General features: G+C 37.7%; 20 protein-coding genes. 15 read left to right on the plus strand and 5 right to left on the minus strand.

The annotated features are described in order from the left end of the window. Positions 1-56: 56 nt before the first annotated feature. A complete protein-coding gene (locus SJY45_RS03190) occupies positions 57-737 on the plus strand; it encodes a DUF2461 domain-containing protein (RefSeq protein WP_400073235.1) in 681 nt (226 codons plus the stop codon). Here SJY45_RS03190 and SJY45_RS03195 read toward each other — a convergent pair. Further along, on the minus strand, positions 729-1136 hold the full coding sequence (locus SJY45_RS03195; protein ID WP_215911955.1) for a glyoxalase: 408 nt from the start codon (positions 1134-1136) through the stop codon (positions 729-731). The two genes, SJY45_RS03190 and SJY45_RS03195, sit on opposite strands and share 9 nt — an antisense overlap. 158 nt (positions 1137-1294) lie before the next feature. Here SJY45_RS03195 and SJY45_RS03200 point away from each other — a divergent pair, with 158 nt between their 5' ends. From SJY45_RS03200 to SJY45_RS03215, 4 genes are all read left to right on the plus strand, one after another. After that, positions 1295-2650 carry an NAD-dependent succinate-semialdehyde dehydrogenase gene (locus SJY45_RS03200; RefSeq protein ID WP_400073236.1) on the plus strand — a complete coding sequence of 452 codons (1356 nt, stop codon included), beginning with the start codon at positions 1295-1297 and terminating at the stop codon, positions 2648-2650. A 240-nt stretch (positions 2651-2890) separates the two neighbouring features. Then, positions 2891-3490 carry a hypothetical protein gene (locus SJY45_RS03205; protein ID WP_400073237.1) on the plus strand — a complete coding sequence of 200 codons (600 nt, stop codon included), beginning with the start codon at positions 2891-2893 and terminating at the stop codon, positions 3488-3490. 114 nt (positions 3491-3604) lie between these two features. Then, positions 3605-4501: a DUF72 domain-containing protein gene (locus tag SJY45_RS03210; RefSeq protein ID WP_400073238.1), complete on the plus strand. Its 897-nt coding sequence runs from the start codon at positions 3605-3607 to the stop codon at positions 4499-4501. Positions 4502-4557: 56 nt separating this feature from the next. Beyond that, entirely contained in the window at positions 4558-4956 is a 399-nt protein-coding gene (locus SJY45_RS03215; protein ID WP_215440262.1) for an acyl-CoA thioesterase, read from the plus strand. On the opposite strand, the gene SJY45_RS03220 is transcribed toward SJY45_RS03215, so the two are convergent. After that, positions 4953-6242, minus strand: coding sequence for a dipeptidase (locus tag SJY45_RS03220; protein WP_400073239.1), 1290 nt, complete (start codon positions 6240-6242; stop codon positions 4953-4955). The genes SJY45_RS03215 and SJY45_RS03220 overlap by 4 nt on opposite strands. A 197-nt stretch (positions 6243-6439) precedes the next feature. On the opposite strand from SJY45_RS03220, the gene SJY45_RS03225 reads away from it, so the two are divergent. Genes SJY45_RS03225 through SJY45_RS03250 form a run of 6 tightly spaced genes read left to right on the plus strand, consistent with a single transcriptional unit; the run spans position 6440 to position 15575 of the window. Continuing rightward, a complete protein-coding gene (locus tag SJY45_RS03225) occupies positions 6440-7174 on the plus strand; it encodes an Hpt domain-containing protein (RefSeq protein ID WP_289062756.1) in 735 nt (244 codons plus the stop codon). A 10-nt stretch (positions 7175-7184) separates the two neighbouring features. Next, entirely contained in the window at positions 7185-7556 is a 372-nt protein-coding gene (locus SJY45_RS03230) for a PleD family two-component system response regulator (RefSeq protein ID WP_289042044.1), read from the plus strand. A 1-nt stretch (position 7557) separates the two neighbouring features. After that, positions 7558-10440, plus strand: coding sequence for a HEAT repeat domain-containing protein (locus SJY45_RS03235; RefSeq protein ID WP_400073240.1), 2883 nt, complete (start codon positions 7558-7560; stop codon positions 10438-10440). Then, positions 10433-11863, plus strand: a complete 1431-nt coding sequence (locus SJY45_RS03240; RefSeq protein ID WP_215440272.1) for a glycosyltransferase — start codon at positions 10433-10435, stop codon at positions 11861-11863. Before SJY45_RS03235 ends, SJY45_RS03240 begins: the two co-directional genes overlap by 8 nt. Before the next feature lie 8 nt (positions 11864-11871). Further along, complete coding sequence (locus tag SJY45_RS03245) at positions 11872-14259, plus strand: sulfatase-like hydrolase/transferase (protein ID WP_400073241.1); 2388 nt, start codon at positions 11872-11874, stop codon at positions 14257-14259. A gap of 2 nt (positions 14260-14261) precedes the next feature. Further along, positions 14262-15575 carry a YaiO family outer membrane beta-barrel protein gene (locus SJY45_RS03250; RefSeq protein WP_400073242.1) on the plus strand — a complete coding sequence of 438 codons (1314 nt, stop codon included), beginning with the start codon at positions 14262-14264 and terminating at the stop codon, positions 15573-15575. A gap of 13 nt (positions 15576-15588) precedes the next feature. Here SJY45_RS03250 and SJY45_RS03255 read toward each other — a convergent pair whose 3' ends face one another. Together SJY45_RS03255 and SJY45_RS03260 are read right to left on the minus strand one after the other, a co-directional pair. After that, complete coding sequence (locus SJY45_RS03255; RefSeq protein WP_400073243.1) at positions 15589-16881, minus strand: interleukin-like EMT inducer domain-containing protein; 1293 nt, start codon at positions 16879-16881, stop codon at positions 15589-15591. 827 nt (positions 16882-17708) lie between these two features. Continuing rightward, positions 17709-18572 (minus strand): RNA polymerase sigma factor RpoD/SigA, encoded by an 864-nt coding sequence (locus SJY45_RS03260; RefSeq protein WP_194527398.1) that lies wholly within the window; start codon positions 18570-18572, stop codon positions 17709-17711. 170 nt (positions 18573-18742) lie between these two features. Here SJY45_RS03260 and SJY45_RS03265 point away from each other — a divergent pair, with 170 nt between their 5' ends. The 4 genes from SJY45_RS03265 (at position 18743) to SJY45_RS03280 (ending at position 23208) form a co-directional block, all read left to right on the plus strand. Further along, positions 18743-19252, plus strand: coding sequence for a DUF6155 family protein (locus SJY45_RS03265; protein ID WP_400073244.1), 510 nt, complete (start codon positions 18743-18745; stop codon positions 19250-19252). A gap of 2 nt (positions 19253-19254) precedes the next feature. Beyond that, the gene (locus tag SJY45_RS03270; protein ID WP_400073245.1) at positions 19255-20184 is read left to right on the plus strand and encodes a 2-hydroxyacid dehydrogenase; all 930 of its coding nucleotides are present in this window, start codon (positions 19255-19257) and stop codon (positions 20182-20184) included. Positions 20185-20380: 196 nt separating this feature from the next. Further along, positions 20381-21892 carry a DEAD/DEAH box helicase gene (locus SJY45_RS03275; RefSeq protein WP_215440283.1) on the plus strand — a complete coding sequence of 504 codons (1512 nt, stop codon included), beginning with the start codon at positions 20381-20383 and terminating at the stop codon, positions 21890-21892. Positions 21893-21960: 68 nt separating this feature from the next. Continuing rightward, complete coding sequence (locus SJY45_RS03280; protein WP_400073246.1) at positions 21961-23208, plus strand: glycosyltransferase; 1248 nt, start codon at positions 21961-21963, stop codon at positions 23206-23208. A 1-nt stretch (position 23209) separates the two neighbouring features. Here the strand turns inward: SJY45_RS03280 and SJY45_RS03285 are convergent, their stop codons facing one another. Continuing rightward, positions 23210-25444: a PAS domain S-box protein gene (locus SJY45_RS03285; RefSeq protein ID WP_400073247.1), complete on the minus strand. Its 2235-nt coding sequence runs from the start codon at positions 25442-25444 to the stop codon at positions 23210-23212. Between the last annotated feature and the right edge of the window lie 86 nt (positions 25445-25530).

Here is a 25530-nt window from a genome sequence, read left to right on the forward strand (position 1 = left end):
AAAAGCCGATTTCCTAAAAAGGTTAACTTTATCTAAAATAACAACATTTAGGTCGTATGTTAGATCCCATAATTACGAAAGAAACACTTAGTTTTTTAATTGAGCTTAAAAATAATAATAACAGAGAATGGTTTACTGAAAATAAAGCTGAATTTAAAGGTCATGAACAGAGCGTAAAAGCATTTTTTGATGCCGTAGCGGGTAAATTGGGAACTCATGATGAGATTGAAAGGGTAAAGATGTTCCGTATTTATAGGGATGTACGTTTTTCTAAGGACAAAACCCCTTACAAAGCCCACCTTGCAGGTTCTTTTTCACGTGCAGGAGCTCAGCGTCGTGGCGGCTATTATCTACATATAGAACCTGGAAAGTCTTTTCTGGCCACTGGTTTTTGGAACCCGAACAAGGAAGATTTACTCCGTATCCGGAAAGAATTGGAGCAAGACGCATTTGAATTTAGGGAAATCATGGCTCAGGACGATTTTAAGACCATTTGGGGACAACTTGAAGGTGATGAACTAAAAACGGCACCTAAAGGGTTTGATAAGGAGCATACGGACATCGACTTGATTAAGAAAAAACAATATATTTTCACCAAAAATTTTACGGACAAACAAGTGCTCTCAGCAGGCTTTGCTGATGACGTTAGCGAATCGTACAGGGCGATTAGGCCCTTTTTTGATTTCATGAGCGATGTGCTTACAACTAATTTAAATGGAGAATCGCTCTTAAATTAGAACGGGCTCTTCAAAAAGTTGTATTTGATCTTTTAGTCGATCAATCACCATGTTCATCATTCGCTTGTTCAAGGCAGAGGAGTTTTTAATATAAATTTCATACTCTTCCACGGTAAAATGCCCGATTACAATTCCCTTTAATGAATTGCGGAACTTAATGTCTTTCTGGATGGCGTTTTCAATGAACTCAAAACGTTTTTCTAAAGAAAGCTCGTAAAAACTGTTCTTGTGTTTGGCTATGTAGTTCTTGAAAACGGCTATAAAAATGGCGTTCTGCAGTTTTAAAATAGGACGAAAAGTTAGGTTTTGAAACCTTTCGTTTTCGCTCATGTCATCAGTAATTTTTGCAGTGGGAATTTCGGGACGAATACGTAAAAGACTGTGAGATCGATCGCTCATAATACAGGTTTTTATAAAGGTAAGGATAAAGAGGTCTAGCCTTTTTTGTGTCAAAATTAGTTTTTAACGAGGTTATGAACAGTGGTGTAAATCTGTTATTTTGTAATTGAAGTTCATTTGAACAAAACACAAAGTAGATTTTAAAGAAAATAGATATAATGAAAGAGTCCATAAACCCATTTAACGGAGAGAAAATATATGAGTTTAATGAATTGTCTAGTAGTGAGTTAGATGATAAAATTAAAGTAGCGCATGAATGCTATGAAAATTGGAAGAATGTCTCTTTTAAGGATAGGTCAAAATTAATGCATAAGGCTGCAAAGGAGTTAAAGAACAATAAGGACAAGTATGCTGAAATAATCACCAAGGAAATGGGTAAACCTATTTCTCAGGCTATTGCAGAAGTAGAAAAATGCGCGTGGGTATGTGATTACTACGCGGAGAATGCTGAAGACCAATTACAGGATGAAATCATAGAAACCGATGCTGAAACCAGTTATGTTAAGTATCAGCCCTTGGGGGTTGTTTTGGCCGTAATGCCTTGGAACTACCCTTTTTGGCAAGTGTTTCGTTTTGCGGCGCCAAATCTTATGGCCGGTAACGTTGGTATTCTTAAACATGCTTCAAACGTTATGAAATCTGCAGAAATGATCCAAGAAGTGTTTGAAAATGCCGGGTTTCCAAAAGGATGTTTTCAAAATTTAATATTGAGTAGCGACAAAATCAAATCGGTAATTGAACATGAACTGGTACAAGCGGTAACCTTAACGGGAAGCAAACCTGCGGGGGCTTCCGTAGCCTCTATTGCAGGAGAAAATATTAAGAAATCGGTACTTGAACTTGGGGGGAGTAATGCACTGGTTGTTTTTGATGATGCCAATATGGAAGAAACTGTTGAAACCTGTGCTAATGCCCGTTTTCAAAATACTGGCCAGAGTTGCATTGCGGGCAAACGCCTATTGGTACATGAGAACATAGTTGATGAGTTTACCCAAAAGTATCTTGAAAAAGTTAAAAGCTTAAAGGTGGGAGATCCTATGGATAAGGAGACTTATATAGGTGTTATGGCTCGGGAAGATTTGGCAGAGGATTTAGAAAAACAAGTTCAAGGTTCTGTTAAGATGGGAGCAGAAGCTATTTTAGGAGGAAGTAGAAAAGGAACCTTTTTTGAGCCTACCATACTTACAGGAGTTACCCAAGATATGCCAATTTTTAAAGAAGAAACATTTGGCCCCGCAATAGGAATAACCACTTTTAGTACGGATGAAGAGGCAGTAGAACTTTCCAATAATTCCATATTTGGGTTAGGGGTGAGTATGTTTACATCCTCTAAAGACCGAGTTGAAAACCTTGTACCAAAATTTGATGAAGGTGCGGTTTTTGTGAACGAACTTGTAAAGAGTGATCCAAGGTTACCATTTGGGGGAATTAAAATTTCCGGATATGGCAGAGAGCTTTCTTCGCATGGTATCAAAGAGTTCGTGAATAAAAAAACGGTATTTATAAAATATTAACTATCAGTTTAAGTTTTGTTTTTAGTGATTTGATACATAGTTGTTTATGTGATTATTTTTCATTGATGTTTACAGTTTGAAAAGGATGACTTTTCATAAAATTGATACAGTACACGAACATCTGTATTGACTTTGAAAACTCCGGTTTGTATTAAAAATAATGTTGGAAAAAAGAATAATGTTGTACATTTTTCAAACCTTCGTATCTTGTAAGAATATTAACCAATTAACTATATTCAGATGCGTAAGTTCGTAGTAATGGCATTATTGGTCGTATCGGCCAACTCTTTTGCCCAAAAAATGAAAGTAAGTAAAGGCGACATTAAAAACTTAAAAGATATCTCGGCCTATACTTTAGAATTTGATTACAGTAACCTTGAGATTCCTAAGTATGATTCCGAAGACGATTTCCTTGCCGATAAAATGGCAAAAAGGGAAGAAAAGGAAGCAGGTAAGGGCGAGGAGTTTAAAAAATCGTGGTTTGCAGACCGCCAAGACCGGTACGAGCCTAAATTCATTGAATCTTTCAATAAACGTTTTGACGATGGAGAAGTGAGTGTTTCTATGGAAGATGCGGCTTACACAATGAAGATTCATACCAACAAAATTTATGCAGGGTACAATGTGGGCGTAGTTCGTAAAAATGCAGAAATTGATGCTACTGTAACAGTCTATGAAACAGCAAACCCTAGCAATGTATTGCTGGAAGGCAAGTACTCAGATGTTCAAGGTTACGGAGCCATGGGTAATGATTATAATAGCGGGTACCGTATTTCAGAATGCTACGCTAAACTAGCTAAGAACATGGCCAGTTTTATTATAAAGAAGGCGTTAAAGTAATTTTTAAGTTTAATGAGTGAAAAGCGACTATTTAAATAGCCGCTTTTTTGTTTTAATAAAGGCAGGGTATTCGCGTTATAGGAATAATTGCGTGACAAATGAAAATAATATTAGATGAAATTCGGAAAAGTAGAACACCCAGAACATGTTGATTTTACACTACCGGCCGACCATATAGATACCGCCGGTGTACTGGCCAAAACGGATAAAAGTCAACCTCTCAATATTTCTGTGGGTTGCGCCAAATGGAACCGTCAAGATTTAAAAAACTTCTATCCACGGGGAACAAAAGATGAGTTGGTGTATTACAGTTCCCAATTTAATAGTATTGAGCTCAATGCTACGTTTTATCGCATCTTTCCGGCGGAACAATATGAGAAGTGGTACGACAAGACTCCGGAAGGATTCAAATTTTACCCTAAGATTTCTAGGGATATAAGTCATTTAAGACGTCTTAACGAGGCCTCACTTCCCATAGTTGATAGATATTTAGAAGTTACTTTAAACCTCAAAGAAAAGTTAGGGACCATCTTTTTGCAAATGCACGATAATTTTGGGCCTAAGAATTGGGATAGGGTGGTACGTTTTGTAGAATATTGGCCAAAAGAGTTTCCCCTAGCTATGGAGTTTAGGCATACAGATTGGTTTAATGATGAAAAAGTAAGTCAAGAGTTGTATCATCTTTTGCAAGAAAACAATATTGCCAACGTTGTGGTGGATACGGCAGGAAGAAGGGATATGCTGCATATGAGGTTAACGAATAACGAGGCTTTTGTACGCTATGTTGGTGCAAACCACGTTACCGATTATGACCGTTTGGACGATTGGATCGAAAGATTGGATAGTTGGAAAAATCAAGGCCTTAAGAACATTAATTTCTTTGTGCATCAAAATATGGAATTGGAATCCCCTTTATTATCGGCACAATTTATTGCCAAATTGAATAAAAAATGGAGTACTCATCTTCAAATTCCAAAAACGTTACAAGATTCTACAGGTAAACTATTTTAGGGTTTCTTTCTTTCCTAATTTTATAAAAAATTCAACACACTTAAACTATAAACATCATGAGATTTCATTCTAGAAAATGGGTTAAACCCGGAGATTTGAATGCTAACGAGACCTTGTTCGGTGGGCGCGTACTGGCGTGGATAGATGAAGAGGCTGCACTGTACAGTATTATTCAGTTAGAGAACAAAAAGGTAGTTACCAAATACATGTCGGAAATCAACTTTATGAGTTCTGCCGTAAAGGGAGACATAGTAGAGATTGGTATTGAAGTAGTAAAGTTTGGAAAATCTTCGTTAACCTTAAATTGTGAAGTAAGGAACAAGATGACCCATGAGACCATTGTAACGGTAGATAACATCATCATGGTAAACCTAGATGATGAGGGTAAACCAAAACCACACGGAAAAACAAAAATTGAATATGTTGTAGACCGTTTGGCTTCCGAAGAGGATTAGGAAGTTTGCATGGTTTTGGCAATAGCTTCAACCTCATCTAGAACCCGTAATAGGTTTTCGCCCCAGAGTTTGGCAATTTCTTCTTCGGTGTAGCCACGTTTTACGAGCTCTAAGGTTACGTTAAAGGTTTCAGAGGCATCTGACCATCCTTTAATACCGCCACCTCCATCAAAATCAGAACTGATACCTACATGGTCGATTCCTATTAAATCGACCATGTAATCTATATGATCAACAAAATCTGATACGTCTACCATAGGAGGGGCATCTGCAGATTTATCGGCAATAGAAATCCCTATTTTCTTAACCTTAGGATAGTTTTTTATAAAGGTTTCTTTCTGTGCTTCGGTTAAAGAAGAAAATTGTTCTCTTGAATACCACTCAAGTCCCATAGAGTCTGCTACTTTCTTCAATATAGTTTTGATATATGCGCTGTAAGCTTCGTCTTTCTCGGTATTCAAATACGAACTAAAAGCAACCGTCTGTACAACGCCGCCATTTTCTTTCATGAGTTTTAACTGTTCATCGTCTAGGTTTCTGCTGTGGTCACATAATGCTCTGGCGGAAGAATGAGAAGCGATTATAGGGGCTTTGGAAAGGGTAATCATCTGTTTCATAGCCTCTTTGGACGGATGGGAGACATCTACCATAATCCCTAATCTATTCATCTCTTTTACAGCTTCTTGGCCTAATTTACTTAAACCGTTATGTAGCCATACGCTATCATTTTCTCCGGTGTTGGAATCGCTAAACTGATTATGTCCGTTGTGGGACAATGAGATATAACGGGCGCCAAGGTTATGGTACTTTTTAAAATTCGCTAAATCCGTACCCATAGGATATGCATTTTCCACACCGATCATGGCTGCCTTTTTCCCCGAAGCATGAATACGTCTTACATCTTTGGAGTTAAGGGCAAGTTCAATATCGTTTGGTGCAATGTCTTCACATAAACGGTGTATGGCATCAAATTTTGAAATTGCATTTTTTTCGGCTTTGGCGTACCCTTTTTCTGTTAGGGAATCTTGCCCTGTATAAACTATAAGCCAAGTAACATCTAATCCCCCTTCATCCATTTTGGGCAAATTAATTTGTGTTTCTAGCCGTTGGGTATAGTTTACGCTGTCTGTGAAGTTATTGATATTGATGTCATTATGCGTATCTATCGTAATTATTTTTTCATGTATACGCTTGGCCTTCTCTTGCAGGGTTTCCTCTGTTTTTTTCTTGCTTTCGGAACAGGAAACTATAGATAAAATGCTCAATAAATAGATAAAATGCCTCATAATAGGAAGAGTTAAACCTACAATTTATGCATTTTGACAACACTTTAGGCCCTGTAGGGAACATTTAGTTGTGTGCACTGTGCTAAAAAGGGAATTTTACATAGAATCGAATAAACATGTCAAATAAACAAACACTAGATAAATGTAACGAAACACCATAAATCAGTCCCACTCTTATTAACCTAAAACTACCTACATTGAAAACGAAAAACCTACTTTTCCAATTATCGGATTTAGAGTCGCACCTTAATGATTTTTCTACTGAGAAATTATCTACCGATGAGGCTTTCCATTTAAAAATATCTTTCCAGCATTTTAAAAAGAACCTTTTGGAGATGGTTTTCCTTACCGGGGAGAACATTAAAGAAACGGAAGGTGCCAAGGAAGATAAAAAATCTTTCGCGAAAATTAATGAGTTTGAAAAGGCCTATCCGGAATTGGACCTAGAGACCTATGAAGCCATTATAGAGCATCATAAATCTTACGGGAATGTTTTAAAAGAACTTCAAATTGATTCAGCTATGGATAAAAAAGATATTTTAATTCTCAACGGAAAGACGAACAAAGGAAAAAACACCGATGTTGAAATAGATTTACAGGTGGTATTGGACGAATGTATGGGAGAAATGAGCCTTTTACGAGAGTTAATAACCCTTTTTATCGGAAATGCCCTAGAGTTCATGGGAGCTGCCAAAATACATCTTCAAACACAAGATTTTGATCAGTTGGATTTAGCCGCACACAAAATAAAAGCTGGTCTGGCTATGATGCGTACAGATGATTTGCATGAAATTGTCACCCAAATCCAAAAGGGCTGTAAACTAGACCAAGATCCCAAACACTTAGAATTTCTTTGTAAGTGTTTTAGCGAAGAATTTCCAAAAGTTAAGACGGCATTAGACCGCGCATATGTAGAGCTTACGAATAACTAAACACCTAACAATGGACAAAAAAAGACTATTGTTAGCAGAGGATGATGAGCTACTGGCTTCTTTGCTCAACTTTCGGTTAAAGAAGGGAGGGTACGAAGTAAACCATAGCACCAATGGAAAAGAGGTAAAGGAATTTCTTTCCAAAAACATGCCGGACATTATTGTGAGCGATATTATGATGCCCTATTTCTCGGGTATGGAACTTATAGCTTATGTGCGTAAAGAACTTAAATCCCAAGTGCCTATTATTATCATATCATCTGCAGGCAATGAGGAAAACGTTCTTAATGCATTTGAACTGGGAGCAAACGACTTTATATCCAAGCCGGTAAGTCCGTCTGAACTTCTGGTACGCGTTGCCCGCGAGCTGAAAAAAACTTAATTTGTTAGAAACCTATAAAACATATCATGGGGCTGCTTTTATTACGCCGCCTAAAGTAGACACGGACATTCTCTGGGGATTATCCATCTTGTTCGTTGTTCTTGCTGTGGTATATTTTATCTGTGTTTTCTTTTTTAGAAACAAAATATCCGCGACGGCCTCACGTACCAAGCAGCGAAAGAAAGAACTTTCTCCAATGATCAGTGAGTTCTTGTTTTATGAGGCAGATGCGGACAAGGGAGAAAAATCTAACTATATCTCCTTAAAAATAGAAATCAGGGAACTTCTTAAGGATGATTTTAATAGAAAGGTATTGGTGGAAGTATTGCTAGATCTTAGAAAAGATGTTTCCGGTGATACGCAAGAACGACTTTTTGCCCTTTACCAAGATTTAGGACTTGAAAAAGATGCTTTTGAAAAGTTGAAAAGCTGGCGATGGGAGATAATTTCTAAAGGCATTTTAGAACTCACTCAAATGCAAGTGGAGTCGGCCTATAGTTTTATCACCAAGTTTATCAATCATAAAAAGGGAACTATAAGAAAGCAGGCCGAGATTGCTACGGTTACCCTTAGACCGGAAGGAATAAATTATTTCCTGGATACTACGCGCTACAAAATATCCGAATGGCAACAGCTAAAGTTGTTGGATGTATTAAGAAACAGGGAAAATTATGACCCACCTAGGTTTAGAACCTGGTTGACCTCAAAAAACAAACATGTAGTGTTATTTGCCCTAAGGCTTATTAAATATTACAATCAAAATGATGCCAATGCGTCATTAATAGAGTTGGTCAAACATAAAGATTATCAAATAAGAGAAGAGGCAATTGGCTGTATTAAAGAGTTTTATGTGGTTGAGTCTATACCTGCGCTTAAAGCAATATTTAGAAAATGCAATACGGATAGTAAGATTGCAGTGTTGGGAGCTATCTCAGAGTTAGGAAGCGCCAATGATATAGATTTCCTAAAATCAGTAGCAAAAAAAGAAAGCAACTTTTCCGTTTCCAGTAAAGCCTTAGCAGCAATAAATATGATTGCTCCGGAAACAGTTATGCCTACGGAGGGATTGGAAAAACCAAAACCATACAAGGAAGATTTTGCCGAGGTAGAATTAATAAATGAAACTACTATTAAGGCTGCATCTCCACCGGTAACTCCTATACAGAGCGAAGAAGAAGTAGACCACATAGTTGAAGATTTGCAGTTGCCGGATACAAGTTTCAACCAATCTTCGCAAGAGAGCGAAGAGAATACTGTTGAGAACAGTCCGGTAGAGGAGACCGTTGATACTGAACTACAGTTCTTCACAGATGCCAAATCCGTAGAGACAGAAGGGTTTGTTAACAGCGATAGTGCAACTTCAATTACCGAAACTCCAGTAGAAAAAGAAGTTAAGGAAGAGGTAAAAGAGCCAATAGAACAGCTTGAAATAACAGAGCTACTTGTTATTGACCCAATTATCGTCTCAGGTTTTGTATCAAAAACCATAGACCCACAAGCCGAAATATTTTCAGAACCTTCATTACGATTTGATTTCTTACCAATTGTAATAGCCGATTCAATACAAACTAACCAACCCACTACAAAATATAGACCCATGGCCAATTCAGATAACCACAGCCCGGATATTAATAATATTGAAGTTGAATATGTGGTAGTAAGTTCTACACTTCAAAAAGGGGCCAATACCGGAAAGCCATTTTTTGATATTGCTAATATTGATTTTCTCCCAATTGTAGTGGAGGATAAAGATTTAGAGGATTTAGAGTCCAATATAATAGATGAAGTTAATGAGCTGGATTTTCTTCCTATCGTTTTAGATAATGATGTGGAAATAGAGGAGGAGGTGCATGACGAAACTACGGAAGAATTGGTTTTCTCAAATACCACTAGTTTGGACGGATTCACGTTATCGGATTTTGAAGTAGATTTTGCCAATGCCCAAGAGGTAAAAACCTCTGAAGGTGATATAACTCCGGATAAGACTTCGCAAACCGATTTGGAAGGGCCAAAAGCTGCGGAATTGGAAAACGAAGATGTACTGTCCTGGTTAATGGCAGAGAATGAGTTAAGAGAGATAGAATTGGAATACGAGACTGTAAACTCAAACGAAACCACCAAGCCTTTTCTAGACTTGATTCCGGAGCCTGTCTACTATGATGAACATGAAACCTATATGATGGGCCTTCTAGATGATTTGGAGGAAATGGGAGATCATCGTGAGGTGCCTTTGTTGAAAGAACTTCTGGCAGAAGAGACTAGAGGCTTTATAAAAGACCGTATTAATAGTCTCATTGAGCAATTCTCCTCTTTTGGCAACATGATAAATAAAATTGGAGATAGAGCGCCTGAGGAGCCTATATTGGATATGCCTGCATTTAGTGTGTTTGCAGACTTGTTCAAAAATATAGGAACGGAGTCCAAACTAATTCTTTTGGACGAAATTGTTTCGGTTGGAGACGAAAAGGAAATCGATTTTTTAGATGGGCTTTTAGAGGATCCTGATTTACGAATACGGAAAAAGGCACAAAATGCCCTTAAGTTGTTAGTGGAAAAAGTATCGAGAAAAAGCGACTTTGAAAAAGACCTTTTACCCAAACCTGTTGAGGAACTTCCTATTGACCTTTCCATTTTGGAACCCTTCACGCAATCAAAACCCAACAAAACGGACACAACAATAAAAAGCGCCGTAAATACGCAAGACAACCAAGAAATTATCAAGTTTGATTTTGAATTGGAAGATACGAGAGTACTTGATAAGAAGTACGATAAAAAAACATTGAATATCAAGGTAGATGCTATTGAGGTATCTCCTAACGAGAGTTCGTTTTTTACTTCCATCATAGATTTCCCAAGAAAATTCATTGGAAAATTAAATGGATAGTACCTTTTTTAATATCCTCTTAGATTACATAAACATCGTTTTTCTGTTGTTTACGGTAATTCTATTCACCCTATTCACTATTATGGGGGTATTATCTACTAGAAACTCTATTCATTACAGAAAGAAAAACAGTTTTGGCAGCCTTTCAAAAATTATGGCATCGCCTTTATCTCCAAGTATCACAATAATTGCCCCGGCTTATAATGAAGGTCTTACCATTGTTGAGAACATACGGTCATTAATGTCGCTTCGCTATGTAAACTATGAGGTCATGGTCGTTAACGATGGAAGTAAGGATGATACGCTCCAGAAAATGATAGATGCCTATGACCTTGTTAAAATAGATCAGAAAATAGACCCCAACTGGAAAAATAAACCCATTAGGGGAATTTATAAATCGCCGCACAGGGCTTTTTCCAAGTTAACGGTAATAGACAAAGAAAACGGTGGCAAGTCAGATGCTCTAAATACGGGTATGGCCCTTTCCACCAACCGTTACGTAGGATGCATAGATGTAGATTGTCTTTTACTCCCGGATGCATTGTTGCATGTGGTAAAATCATTCTATCAGCGTTCGGAAAAACGGGTGATAGCCGTTGGTGGTGTTATACGTGTGGCCAATTCTTGTGTAATAGAAGGCGGGCAGTTAGAGGAAATACGTTTACCTACAAATTGGTTGGCGAGGTTTCAACTGTTGGAATATACCCGTTCCTTTATTTTAGGTAGGATGGCTTGGGGAAGTATAGACAGTCTTCTTATCATCTCGGGAGCCTTTGGTTTTTTTGATCGTGAAATAGCACTTGCGGTAGGAGGTTATGATACTGGAACCGTGGGTGAGGACATGGAAATTGTCTTTAAGATGAGAAGGTACATGCACGACAGAAAGGAACCTTATACCATAGAATATATTCCTGACCCATTGTGCTGGACAGAAGTGCCTGAGGATTTAAAAATACTGGTAAACCAAAGAGATCGGTGGGCCAGGGGTAATCTGGAAACCCTGTTCAAACATAAGGACATGTTCTTTAATTCCAAATATGGGCGTTTAGGATTGTTGAGTTATCCGTATTGGTTTTTTTATGAGTGGCTAGCTCCACTCATGGAGTTTTTTGGCTTCTTCACCATTATCCTTTTTATATATCTGGGCATTTTAAATTGGGACTTTTTTATCGCCATAACGGCAATGGTCTACCTGTTCTCTATAATGTTCTCGTTTTATGCCATTCTATGGGATGTGTACAGCTATAATGAGTATAAGAAAACCAAGGATATCCTAACACTTATGCTGTGCGCCATTATAGAGCCGTTATTTTTTCACCCCATAGTGGTGTGGTCTGCGGTACGTGGGAATTATAAAAAACTATTCAAAATAAAATCGGGCTGGGGATCCCAGGTTCGTAAAGGCTTTGCCAAGGCCACTTAAAAAGTAAAATGAATACAAGTAAGATAGATAGATATTCTCTAAAGCATTACACCAGATTGATGATTTCTTTCTTTGGTAGTCTTTTGGTGCTTACTATTTATCAATATACAACGCTCTACTTCAAGGGGGTTGTAGATATCATATTCGGAACGAGTTTTCTTATAGCTGTGGTCCATCAAATTGGTTATACATCTTTGGTGGGGGTCATTCTGGCGTTTCCATTTAATTTTTGGGAAAACCTTCGTCCGCGCTATGGTTTTAATTTAGTCTTTGTTTTGCTTTTTATCCTATTGATCATAGAAGCTATGCTCATTAGCTATTTCTGTACGGCATTGGTACCCTTAGGTTCGGATTTATTAGGATATAGTTTTGAGGATATAAAAATGACGATTGCCAATTCCGGGGGTATTTCGTGGGTGCTTCCTTTAGGGCTTGTAATTATCATAGCCATGTTTTTTGGCTTTTATAAATTATCCTCCAAGCACTATCATCACATTAATCGCATGTATCCGTTTACCATTATTTTGTTTAGCATGTTCATTGCTACGATGTTTATAGAAGGTAAACCGATCAACCATAACAAAACACAGTATCTAGCCCTTAATCTTTATGATACGTCTACAGAGGACACCTCCTATAATTCGGATATAGAATACCCTTTGATCAAATCAAAACCCATACAGAATGTTCTAGGTGAATATTTTGAGCTTAAAAACCAAAAGCCCAATATCGTTTTTATTATGGTAGAAGGGTTAGGTAGGGATTTTGTAGGAGCAGGGGCGGAGTATGGCGGCTTTACTCCTTTTTTGGATTCGCTTACCACCAAATCTCTGTACTGGGAAAATTGCCTGAGCAATACGGGCCGTACGTTCGGGGTTTTACCGTCACTATTGGGCTCCTTACCCTTTGGTAAAAGCGGATTTATGGAGCTAGAGAAGTATCCCAACAAGTTAACACTGTTCAGTATTCTGAAAAATAATGGATATCATACTTCATTCTACCAGGGAACAAATAGTTCTTTTGATAATGTAGATCGTTTTTTATCTAGCGAGAACCTTGACTTTGTATTGGATAAATCCGGGTTTGGAAACAAGTATAAAATGCAGGCAGAAGATGCTGCCGGTGCTTCTTGGGGCTATCCGGATAGGGAGCTTTTCAAAAAGAGCATGAGTTTGCCGCGAGATGCAGAGCAGCCACGTATGGAGGTCTATATGACTATTAGTACGCATGAACCGTTTATACCGCCCAATCAGGAGTTTTATGAAGATAAAGTGGCCAAATTGCTCTCACAGCGCGACTATGAGAATCGGGTTGAGAATGTTATAGAAAAGAATGACAATGTATTCGCAACGCTACTGTATACGGATGATGCCCTAAAGTATGCTTTTCAGGAGTACCAAAAGCAACCCAATTATGATAATACCATTTTCATAATAACAGGGGATCACAGATTAATTCCAATACCTCAGCGCAATAACCTCAGTCGTTTTCACGTGCCATTGATTATGTATAGTCCGCTTTTGAAGAAGACCAAAAAAATGAGTGCCGTTAATTCACATTTTGATGTCACACCAACCTTGTTATCCCTTCTTGAAGCAAAGTATGAACTAAAAATGCCTAAAAAAGTGGCTTGGATGGGAAGCGCTTTAGATATGGGTGAAGAATTTCGCTCCGTAAAGAACATTCCGCTTATGCGTAACAAAAACGAACTGAAAGAGTTTGTTGATGCTGAGAAAGTATATTCAAATGGTTCCATTTATAGTTTGGACAAAAATATGGATTTAGGTTCTTCCTTTGGAGGTTCAAAGACAGAGAGCAAGTTAAAGGCCTTTAAATCCATGAACGCCTATGTAACCAATAATGACAAAATTATTCCGGATAGTTTGGCCATTTTCTCGGTTAAGAAGGAAAAGTTCACAGACTCTGAAATTGTATGGATAAATAGTGTTTACAACGGACAGAATTTTGACAAGGTGTATATGATTGCTAGAGAGCTGGCTTTTGAAAGGGAATATGAAAAGTCATTGTTGCTAAGCCGTTACATACTTTCCGAAGCACCAAGTCATATTGACACTAAGGTTTTAACCGGACGGGTAAATGTATGGATGGGCAATTATGAAAAATCCATTGAAATATTGAAAGCATGTATTAAGATGAATCCCAATTATATTGATTCTTATTCTGCCTTATTTGATGTCTATTTCTGGTCAGAGCGTTCAAAAGAAGGGTTGGAACTGGTAGAATTGGTAGAAGCAAATAGTTCCAGCGCCCATGAAATTAAGAATAAAATAGAAAGGGCTAAAAGACAGGCGCAAAAGAATAGAAGTACTGTGTACCTAGAAAAAATAAGAGACCCCCATACGGAGACCGCCGTAAATACGTTTGAAATAGAATGAGTATGAAAACTACATACCTATTTGCGTTCTGCCTTTTCATTGGCCTTTGGGTTAACGGACAAGATACGGACTATAATAATTTAGGTGATGTAAGTTTTGACACCGCTCGTAACTTAGCTTATGAAGGGGATTATAGGTCGGCCAACATAATGCTGACCAAATTGGTAAAACCGGACTCCAAAGATAATTCAGCTAGGTCGTTATTGGCCAGTACATATAGTTGGAACGGCGATTATGATAAAGCACGAGATGAGTTTAATATAATTCTTTCTTCGGATAAGGGAGATAGAAACATATGGATAGCAGCCGTTAAGAACGAGCTTTATGCCAAAAACAACGCAACGGCAATGGGCCTGGCAAATAAGGCTTTAGTCTATCTTAAAAGCGATGCTGAGGTTGAAAGGTTAAGAACGATTGCCGAGGAAGGGTTAGCCCTAACAGAGTACCCTGAATCCGGATGGTTCGATCAGGATGATGGCATTGCTCCTCAAAAAGAAATAGCATCCACTAAGGAAGATAAGAAAACCATAGCTCCTAAAGTAGTAGATACGTTAGCAGCTAAAACGCCCGTTGCAGAAGAAGTGTTGAAGAATAGGGTCTCCGTAAGAAATTCAGCAACTATATACGACACAAGGTATGATCCTATGTTTTATTCCACTATTTCATACCAAAGGCAAACCTTGGCAGGAAGTATCATTCCAAAAATAAATTACAGCAATCGTTTAGGCACTTATGGTGTTCAATATGATTTGGATTTTTACCCCAAATTTTCAAAGCGTTTCTATGCGTATATGAACTACGGATTTTCCAATGCCTCAATTTATCCAAAACACAAACTAGGAGGAGACTTGTATGCCAATCTTCCCGGTGCATTTGAAGTTTCTGCCGGAGGCCGGTATATTACTTATGACAACACCAATGTATCCGTTATCACCAATTCGCTGGGGCATTATCGTGGTAATTATTATTTCTCTTTACGTTCGTACATTACACCAATGCCCGATAATCTAACACGTTTTTCTGGAAACTTGTTGGTTAGAAAATATCTGAAGGATGCGGAAAACTATTTGGGATTGAATGTGGGTATGGGGTATTCTCCGGAGCTGAGACAATTAACTTCGGGTGATGAGCTTTTAGCCGAAACACTTTTGTATGTAGAGTCTCAACGTTTAAGTTTGGAATATCAGTTTACAGGTAAGAACAGCCCAAATATTTACAGGGCCAATGTTGGTGCTTCAAGGCAGGAATTAGCCTTTGCTTCCGGCAAGTTCTTTTATGGGGTTTCCGCAGGTATTACCTACGAGGTAAAATTTTAAGTTTACCCTTTCTTTATTTGCTGTCTTTGGGAGTATGGGGGTCGAACATCCACTTATCTGCGTACATGCCATAAACAAGACCTATTTCGTTTTCTTGCACGTATTTTTCATCCTTGCCGGGGTCAAAGTTCACATTGTACACATAAACTTTAATGTCGTTATCTCTCAGTTGAAGCATTAATTTGTTTTGTGCGGAAAGTATTCTACGTGAGAGTGCAACATGTTTTACATTGTTTATAGCTAACCATCTAAGCTTATCTCCTTTTATTTTCATTAAGGGCTCTTGAGATATCATAGCGGAAATGCCATGTTGAGACGCTTCTTCTATGGCCATAGGACTAAAGAGCTCCATGAGCAATCGTTTTTTGTCTACAAATTTGTTGGCAAATCCTATTGGGTCGTTAATTTTATCGGTTACCAAGGTAGCATCGGGATGGGCCTTGAACCAGGCGTTTATTCCCTTAAGGTCCAAAGTAGTATAATCCCCATAAATCTTATGTTTCATGAATTCTGAATGGGAGGGAGGCAATTCACCTGTAAAATCCGTAAAACGCGCCCACATGGCCCAATCATGCGCTGCAACCAACTCTCCGTCCGAAGTTTCAATAATATCAAGCTCAAACAACCTAAATCCCTTTTTGTAATTCTCGTCAAGGGCATTTTTGGTGTTGGTAGATTTAAAGCCGTTTATTTCACCACCTGCATGGGCAATATACCGGTTATTGTTAGGTTCAAAATCATAGGTGATTCGTGGGAAATAAACGGTACTATCTTTAATAAGCTTTGGAATATTTTCTGAAATTGTTGCAGAGTTATCGTTAACCTCTTCCGTTATTATGCCATTAAAGTTATGCATAGCATAAGCTTGACGACCTTTTAAAGTGGCTAGTTTTTCAAACCCCATTCCTGATAGTTCTGCGGATGGTTTAAGCGAACCATTTACCGCCGAATCATGTGCTAGGATGGCAAAAGTGGTTTTGTTGGCCTGCATTTTCTTTAAGAGGACCACCAATTTGGTCACTTCGTCAGGGCTAGAATATGTGTCAAAGGTCTTGAATTCGTAAGTGTCCGAAGAGTTAAAGTGCACCACAGTAAGTCCACGTTCAACATGTTCTGTTTGGCCTGCTATGGTAAAGCTGCTTTTTTGTTTGGCATTAAAACTATGGCTGCTCAACTTCAAGGTCGTTTCTTTATTGGATTTAGTTATGATGGTAGGGGTGGTTTTTGCCAAACCTATTTCAGTAGATCCCAAACACAGAATAGCGTAAAGGGAAACTAGACCGATAATTTTTATTTTCTTTTTCATTATATATGAAGAATATGAGATAACAAGAATTTAGAAGTCACTCTAGAGACACAAAATTGTAAAAGAGTAACACTATAAAATATAACGTTTTACGAACCGTGCTTATTGCTACAGTATTGTAGGAAGCTAAAATTGATTTTTCTCGGTTTATTAATAGAATTAGGATGCTTTAAAACATACACGACCTAATCTTCGGTAAAACGAGTGGCACAGGGTAGTATAAATGGTAGGGTTGTAGTTAAAATCGTTATAAACCCCTATAAACATTAGGGTTGATGAAGTGTAAATAATTGATAGACAGAGAGTATTGGATGAAATGAGATATTTTTACGATGAATTACGCACCTGTTTTGTTCAAGAAATGAGCAATTTTACAGGATTAACAGGTTTTACAACATTTTTCATTCGTTACACCACAATTTGTTGTTTGAGGCTCTCTTTATGAATAAGTTTACATCATAATAATTAAGACACCAAATCAAAATAGTAACTTAACCTATACAAATCATGCTTTACGATACCTACGGAGAAGAGTACTTATCATTCCTTCAAGACTTAAACGAAATCTTAAGTTTAAACGAATTAGTAGAATTAGATTATATGTAATCAGGATCCCAAATCCATCAACTTTTAATACCTACAACTATGGCAAATCAAAACCCAGACAACGCAGCTTACATGAATTTTATTGAAAATTTGAATGAAATTCTAAACAGTGAAGAAATTAACAAGTTAAATTTTTCTTAGTTATTTAGTGAATATTAGTTGTTCAAAAAAAGCCCTGACGTTCAATCGTCAGGGCTTTTTTATAGGGTACTGTTTTCTATCTATCCTAAATATGTTTTCAGTAATTTACTTCTTGAATTATGACGTAGCTTTCTAATCGCTTTTTCACGAATTTGACGAACCCTTTCCCGTGTAAGGTCAAAAGTTTGTCCAATTTCGGCCAAGGTCATAGACTGTTGGTCACCTATACCGTAATATAATTTAACCACATCTGCCTCTCTGGGAGATAAAGTTTCCAATGCACGGTTAATTTCCGTATTCAATGATTGCTGCATTAAAATTTTATCCGGCTTTGGAGATTCTCCACTACGAAGTACATCATAAAGATTGGAGTCTTCCCCTTCTCTTAAAGGCGCATCCATAGAGACGTGTCTTCCTGAGTTTTTCATGGATTGTTTCACCTCGCTTACGGTCATCTCCAATTCCTTGGCAATTTCTTCCGCAGAAGGTGGCCTTTCATGAGCTTGCTCCAAATAAGAAAATGTCTTTTTAATCTTATTTATAGAACCAATTTTATTTAAGGGCAGGCGCACAACACGAGATTGTTCCGCTAGTGCCTGAAGAATGGATTGGCGAATCCACCACACGGCATAGGATATAAATTTAAAACCACGAGTCTCGTCAAAACGTTTTGCAGCTTTTACGAGTCCTAAGTTACCTTCGTTAATTAAATCCGGTAGTTTTAAACCCTGATTTTGATATTGTTTGGCCACGGAGACCACAAAGCGTAAGTTGGCTGTAGTTAATTTTTCTAGGGCTACTTGGTCCCCAGCTCGGATCCTTTGTGCGAGTTCTACTTCCTCAGACGCATTGATCAGATCAATTTTACTGATATCTTGCAAGTACTTATCCAATGATTTTGATTCACGATTCGTAACTTGCTTGATAATCTTTAGTTGCCTCATATATCTAGTATGTTTAGGATTACTACAAGAGTACAGTATACATTTTTATTATCGATTTTCCAAAGAGATGTCAGTATTCTTATACAAAATTTATGAGAAGTTTAAGATTTCAAGTACGAATCTAGGCGGATTCTATGGGTTCCGTTATTTTTGACCACAAATAAAGAGAAATGAGCAAGCGAAAGCTGAAAAAATACCTCTCTGAAATTGATAAAGAGGCAATAGAAGAACAACTTCTAGACCTCTATGAGCGGTTTCCGCAAGTAAAAGAGTATTACAATTTTATATTTAACCCTAAGGAAGACAAGCTTGTTCAGGAGGCTAAGACCAAAATCAGTAACGAATATTTTCCTGTAAGACGGAAAAGACCTAGGGCACGCCGCTCCGTGGCACAGAAATTCATAAAGCACTTTATAAAATTAGGCGTAGATCCGCATCTCATAGCAGATGTAATGCTCTATAATTTAGAGATTGCACAGGTATTTGAAAAAGATAGGAATACACCTGATGCCTTTTATAAGAGTATGATGAATTCGTTTACGGAAGCAGTTCATTTTATTTCTATAAACGGGTTATTGTCCGAGTATAAGGAGCGGATAGTTAGAATTTACACGATTACACAAGAACAGAATTGGCAATTTGGCGAGGGATTTTCCCGCGCATTAGATATTATAGATTAGGTATGGCAATAGTAATTATTAGACAGGATGATAAAATTGAGTTATGGAAAAAAGCACTTTTAGCACAGCAACCAGATTTGGAGGTCTACAGTTATTTGGAAGAGCATCCTAAAGAAAAAATAGACATGGCTTTGGTTTGGAAGCACCCCAACGGTGCATTGGCTCCTTACCCTAATTTAAAATTGATTGCCTCTAGTGGGGCAGGAGTGGATTTTATTTTTGAGGATGATACCGCTCCTAAAAACCTACCTATAACCCGTGTAGTAGATGATATGCTTGCCAAAGACATGAGTGAACATGTGCTAGCGGTAATTTTAAGTCACCTAAAGAATTTGGATAGGTACAGGGTTAATCAGTTAAAGGGAATCTGGCAACCTATGCAATATCATAGAATTTCAGATTTTACAATAGGTGTTTTAGGATTAGGTGCACTTGGCAAGGAATTGGCGAGCGATTTGGTTAAATACGGGTTCAAGGTTCAGGGCTGGTCAAATTCACAGAAAAACATTCAAGGGGTAACCAGCTTTGTTGGCGAACCTGGTTTGGGTGAGTTTCTTAAGACTACTCAGATTTTGGTGTGTCTTTTGCCATTAACGGAAGCTACCACTGGGATTTTGAACAAGGAGCTTTTTCAACAACTGCCTAAAGGAGCTTTTGTAATAAACGTAGCTCGAGGAGGGCATTTAGTGGATGAAGATTTACTCGAAATGCTAAATAACGGTCACCTTTCCGGTGCAGGGTTGGATGTCTATCATCAAGAGCCTTTGCCAAAAGAACATGCATTTTGGAATCATGAGAAGATTCAGATGACACCTCATTACGCAAGTGTATCCGATACGGATTCCGTAGTTCCTCAAATTTTAGAAAATCATAATAGGTTGTTGAACAACAAACCTTTACTGAATGAGGTAGTAATGGGTAAAGGCTATTAAGGCTTTATCCATTTTCTATGCGAACCCCCAAAAACGTTATTGTTTTAAGGAAAAGGCAGGGCATTTCTTTTTTCTTTTTATCGATTTAACCAGAATAAATTTCAGATAAGTACAAATTTCCTTTAATTTTGTAAAATTGAGAATTTTAGGAACCCCACCTATTTACACTAATTGAACGCTAAATTTTAGACCCTACTTGGAGTTAAAAAAAGATACCACCGAAAAGCAACTATACGATTATCAGGAAGAAGACCTGAATACCATTTTCAAGCATTTGGAAGATCCTGAAGAGAAGGGAAATTTGTTGTACCAGTTACCTACAGGTGGTGGTAAGACCGTTGTTTTTTCTGAGATTGCCCGTCGTTATATCCAAAAAACAGGCAAGAAGGTCGTGGTTTTAACACACCGTATTGAGCTAAGCACGCAAACTTCTAGAATGCTTAACAGTTTTGGTGTAAAGAACAAGATTATCAATAGCGAAGTAAAGGAACTTACCGATCAGGATAAGTTCATGTGTTTCGTTGCCATGGTAGAAACCCTAAATAATAGACTACAGGAAGAGAAAGTTGAAATTAACGATATTGGGCTCGTTATTATTGATGAGGCCCACTACAACTCGTTTAGGAAGCTTTTTAAATTCTTTAAGAAATCTACTATTCTAGGGGTGACCGCTACACCCTTGAGTTCAAATATAAAATTACCCATGAAAGACAACTATCAAAAGTTGATCGTGGGCGAATCTATTGGTTCTCTGATCAAGAAAAACTTCTTGGCCAAGGGAAACATGTATAATTATGATGTAAGTCTGCAGAGTCTTAAATTGGGTATAAGCGGTGATTATACGGTAAAATCATCTGATGAACTCTACAGTAACCAGAGTATGTTGGGTAAATTACTTTCTGCATACAAAGAAATAGCCGAAGGTACCAAAACGTTAATTTTCAACAACGGTATTAATACGTCTCGTTACGTATATGAAACGTTTAAGAAGGCCGGCTATAATATTCGACATTTAGACAATAAGAACACGGCAACGGAGCGTAAGGAGATTTTAGAGTGGTTCTCCAACACACCGGATGCTATACTTACATCAGTCAGTATTCTTACTACTGGTTTTGATGAACCATCCGTAGAAACCATAATATTGAACAGGGCTACACGATCACTTACATTATATTTTCAGATGATTGGTCGTGGGTCACGTATTTTACCTAATAAAAGTGAATTTACCGTAGTTGATTTAGGGAATAATGTTGCACGTTTTGGTCTTTGGGATGCGCCTATAGATTGGCAGGAGATTTTCCATTTTCCGGATTTCTATCTGGAAAACATCAAGAATGATGAAGAAATTGAGAAGGAGTTCGTTTATGAAATGCCTGCTGCCCTTAGAGAAAAATTCAAAAACTCTACCAATATTGAGTTTAATATAAAAGAGGAATATAAGAAGGTCTTTGCACAAGGATTACGGTCCAAGATTGTGTTGGAGCGTAGTATTGACCAACACGCACAAATTTGTGTGGAAAACTCCGAAGATGTTTTTGATGCACGTATTTTGGCTAAAGAACTTAAAGAGGAAATTAAGTATCGTGTAAGACAGTATTCTTATTGTATTATGAACAATACCAAAAACTACAAAGAGTGGTTGGAAGAGGATTACGAACGCAAGTTACGCTCAAGTATTTCTCGTATGTTCGCTGCTAAGATGTAACGTGCTCTCTTTCTAAAAGGAGCTGATTAGGAAAGCAATATATTCACAGAATAGAAAAAAAGTTAAGGGTGAAGCAAAGTGTCCTTTTGGTAATAGGATTTACCTGGCCTGAACCCGCATCTACGGCTGCGGGAAACCGTATGTTGCAGCTTCTTCTTTTTTTTAAGAGTGAAGGGTACAAAATAATCTTTACAAGCGCTGCATCTAGAACAGAACTCTCACTTGATTTGGAGGAACTTCAAATAGAAACAAAGTCCATAGCACTTAATGATTCCACCTTTGAAGCAGTTTTAAAGGAAATAAACCCGAACATAGTTCTTTTTGACCGTTTTTTAACTGAGGAACAATTTGGTTGGCGGGTATCCGAAAATGTGTCCCAGGCGCTAAAAGTGCTTGATACAGAAGATTTGCATTCCCTTAGAAAAGTGAGGGAACTTGCACATAAAAAAGGAATTCCTTTTGCAGTTAAAGATTGGGTAAAGGATGATATAACCAAGCGTGAAGTAGCAAGTATGCTAAGGTGCGATCTTACGCTAATGGTTTCTTCATTTGAAATGAAATTATTGACTAAAACTCTAAAGATTGATAAAAGCTTACTCTTGCACCTTCCTTTTCTCTTAGAGCTCATAACACCGGAAACGCAAGAAGTTTGGCCAAAATTTAATGAGCGGAGTAATTTTGTTTGTATTGGCAACGGAAAACATTCTCCAAACGTAGATGCCGTTAAATGGTTGTACCATGATATATGGCCTTTAATACGAAAAGTGCTACCAGAAGCTCAAGTGGCCATTTACGGAGCATATATGCCGCAACAAATAACCCAATTGCACAAACCGGACATGGGTTTTTTTATAAAGGGATGGACAGAAGATGCGATAACCGTACTAAAGCAAGCAAGAATAAACCTTGCTCCATTACGCTTTGGAGCAGGTATTAAAGGGAAACTTACCACAGCAATGCAAAGTGGAACCCCAAGTATAACCACGACTATTGGGGCAGAAGGCATGCGAGAAGATTTGAACTGGAGCGGTGCAATTGCCGAAACTCCCCAGGAATTGGCCCGTGAGGCTGTACGACTTTATACTTCGGAGAAAAATTGGCAAGAAGCACAGCGCAATGGTGTAATTCTAATAAATGAACTTTATAATCAAGAGAAATTAGGTGAGCGATTAGCTTCTTCATTACATACTATTCAGGAAAAACTTAAAGAACACCGCGAGCAAAACTTTATGGGTAGTTTGCTTCAACACCAAAGCATGCAAAGTACCAAGTACCTTTCTAAATGGATAGAAGAGAAGAATAAGAAGGTTTTGTGACTTAGAATTGAATACTAAAAGTAGTGCCCTCATTTACCTTGCTCGCTATTGATATGGTTCCTCCCATAGCTTCAATTTGAGTTTTGGTCATAAACAGACCAATTCCTTTAGCTTCTGGGTGCTTATGGAAAACTTTATTCAGCCCGAATATTTTATGACCATGCTTATTAAGGTCTATACCCAAACCGTTGTCCTTGAAGTTCAAAACAACATTGCCATTGTTTAGTTCTGAGGTAATTTCTATACGGGGTAATCTGTCTTGGGATTTGTATTTTAATGAGTTGCCTATCAAATTTTGAAAAATACTTTCCAAATATATTTTGGGATATTTTATGGTGTCCGCTTTGGTGAAGTCACTTGTAATTACTGCGTTAGTTCTAGTGATTTCGGCAGTGAGAATTTCTTGGGTCTTTATCAGGGTTTTACTAAAACTAATATCGCTTCTTGAAATGGCGGTGTTGCTTTTAGCGGATAAAGCTTCAATTAAGGTGTTAAGGGTTAAGGTAAGATGATCTATTACCGTTTCAAATTTTTGAAACAGTTCTTTTCGTTCTTCCTCGTTGTCAACAAGTTTATATATATCTACGAGCGAATTTAAATTGCTTACAGGCGCGCGTAGGTTGTGAGATGTTATTTGGGTAAAATCCGCAAGCTGCAAATTCTGGGCGGTAAGCTCTTCGGTAAGAATCTCAAGTTCCTCTTTTGCCCTTAAAATTTTACGTTCGTAACGTTTTTCTGCGGTAATATCCCTTATGGCCATAGAAATAAGCAAACCTTCATCGGTCTCTAAAGGGCCTAGGGTTACCTCAACAGGAATCTCTTTTCCTGATTTATGAATCATATAGAAGTCTTCGCCAAGATCAATTTTTTGGACTTTGGGATTGGCTAAGAATTTTTTACGATGTGGCGCTCTCTTTTTTTCAAATCTGGTAGGTATTAATAATTCAACGGATTTCCCTACTAATTCTTCAGGGGAATACCCAAAAAGGTTTTCGGCCTGTTTATTGATTATCTGTACCATATTACCGCTACCTATTATTAGCGTAGCACTAGGTGCGGAATCAACCAGTCCCTTAAATTTTATTGCTTGTTGTTGCTGTTCGGTTACATCTTGACAGGTGCCAACAAGCTTTGTAATCTCATTTTTTTCATCAACAATTACTTCCCCTAACAATAATATCCATTTTAGAGTGCCGTCTTTTAATAGAATACGATGGATAATCTTATTGAACACCTTGTCCTCAATAGCATTATTAAAATGTACCGTTACAGCTTGCTGGTCTTTTGGATGCACGTAACCAAAATAAGTATCGAACTCTAGTTTGGAGTTTTCTTCTTGCTTAAAAAGATAATACAAGTTGGCAGACCAAAAAACTTCATCTGTTTTTATATTCCATTGCCAATGGCCTAATAATGCCTTTTGTTCCGCAAAAGCCAGAAGTTCATTCTTTTTGATTACCTCTAACTCAATTTTCTTATAAGCAGTAACATCTTGCGAAACACCAAGAATATTAATGATATTGTCATCTTTATCCAAGTAAATATCTCCTGAAACTTCAATGGTTCTTATCTCTCCGTCATAGGTAACGAGTCTATGTGTAAAATTTTCAAAATACTTGTTTTTGAGGTTGCTTGCCAAGCGTTCCTTAACATATTCCTTATCGTCCGTATATATATTATTCAGAATAGTGTTTAGGGGAATTTGTGTATTAGTATCAAAGTCCAGTATACGGCACATATTTTCAGAACAGGTAAAAGTATCAGTTTTAAAATCCCAATTCCAATGGCCTAACCTTGCTTTTTGTTCGGCAAGATTTAATAATTGATTTTGCTGAAAAAGTTTATTCTCCCTATGTTTTATTTTGGTAATGTCCTGGAGTATACCCACAACTTCCGTACAAATGCCGTTTTCTAATTTTCGCATGGCCAAAATATGAAGCCACCTTTTGTTTTTTTTTGGTGTTGTGAACTCTAATTCATAATCAAACGGGATGCCCAATTCTATTAGATTGTTTAAACCCTTTTCAATTTGTTCCGATGTTTTTTTAGGTCGGTCTAGTGGTCCATTTTGTCCACGGTGTAATATAGTGCCATAGGGAATTTCTAGGATGTCATAGGCGGCATTATCAAAAACATAAGCATTGGTTTCCAAATGTAACTTCCAAGTGCCTATTCGGAGCAAAGCTCGAATTGCGCTGGCATTGTCTGGGCCAATAATATTTTTATGATCTTTCATGCTCCGTATTTGGGGGCTTAGGCCTATATCATCAAGTATAGATTTATAAGTTACGTTTAATTTGCGATATAACTCAAATGAATAAT

The organism is Zobellia russellii, assembly GCF_044597075.1.
GTDB classification, from domain to species: domain Bacteria; phylum Bacteroidota; class Bacteroidia; order Flavobacteriales; family Flavobacteriaceae; genus Zobellia; species Zobellia russellii.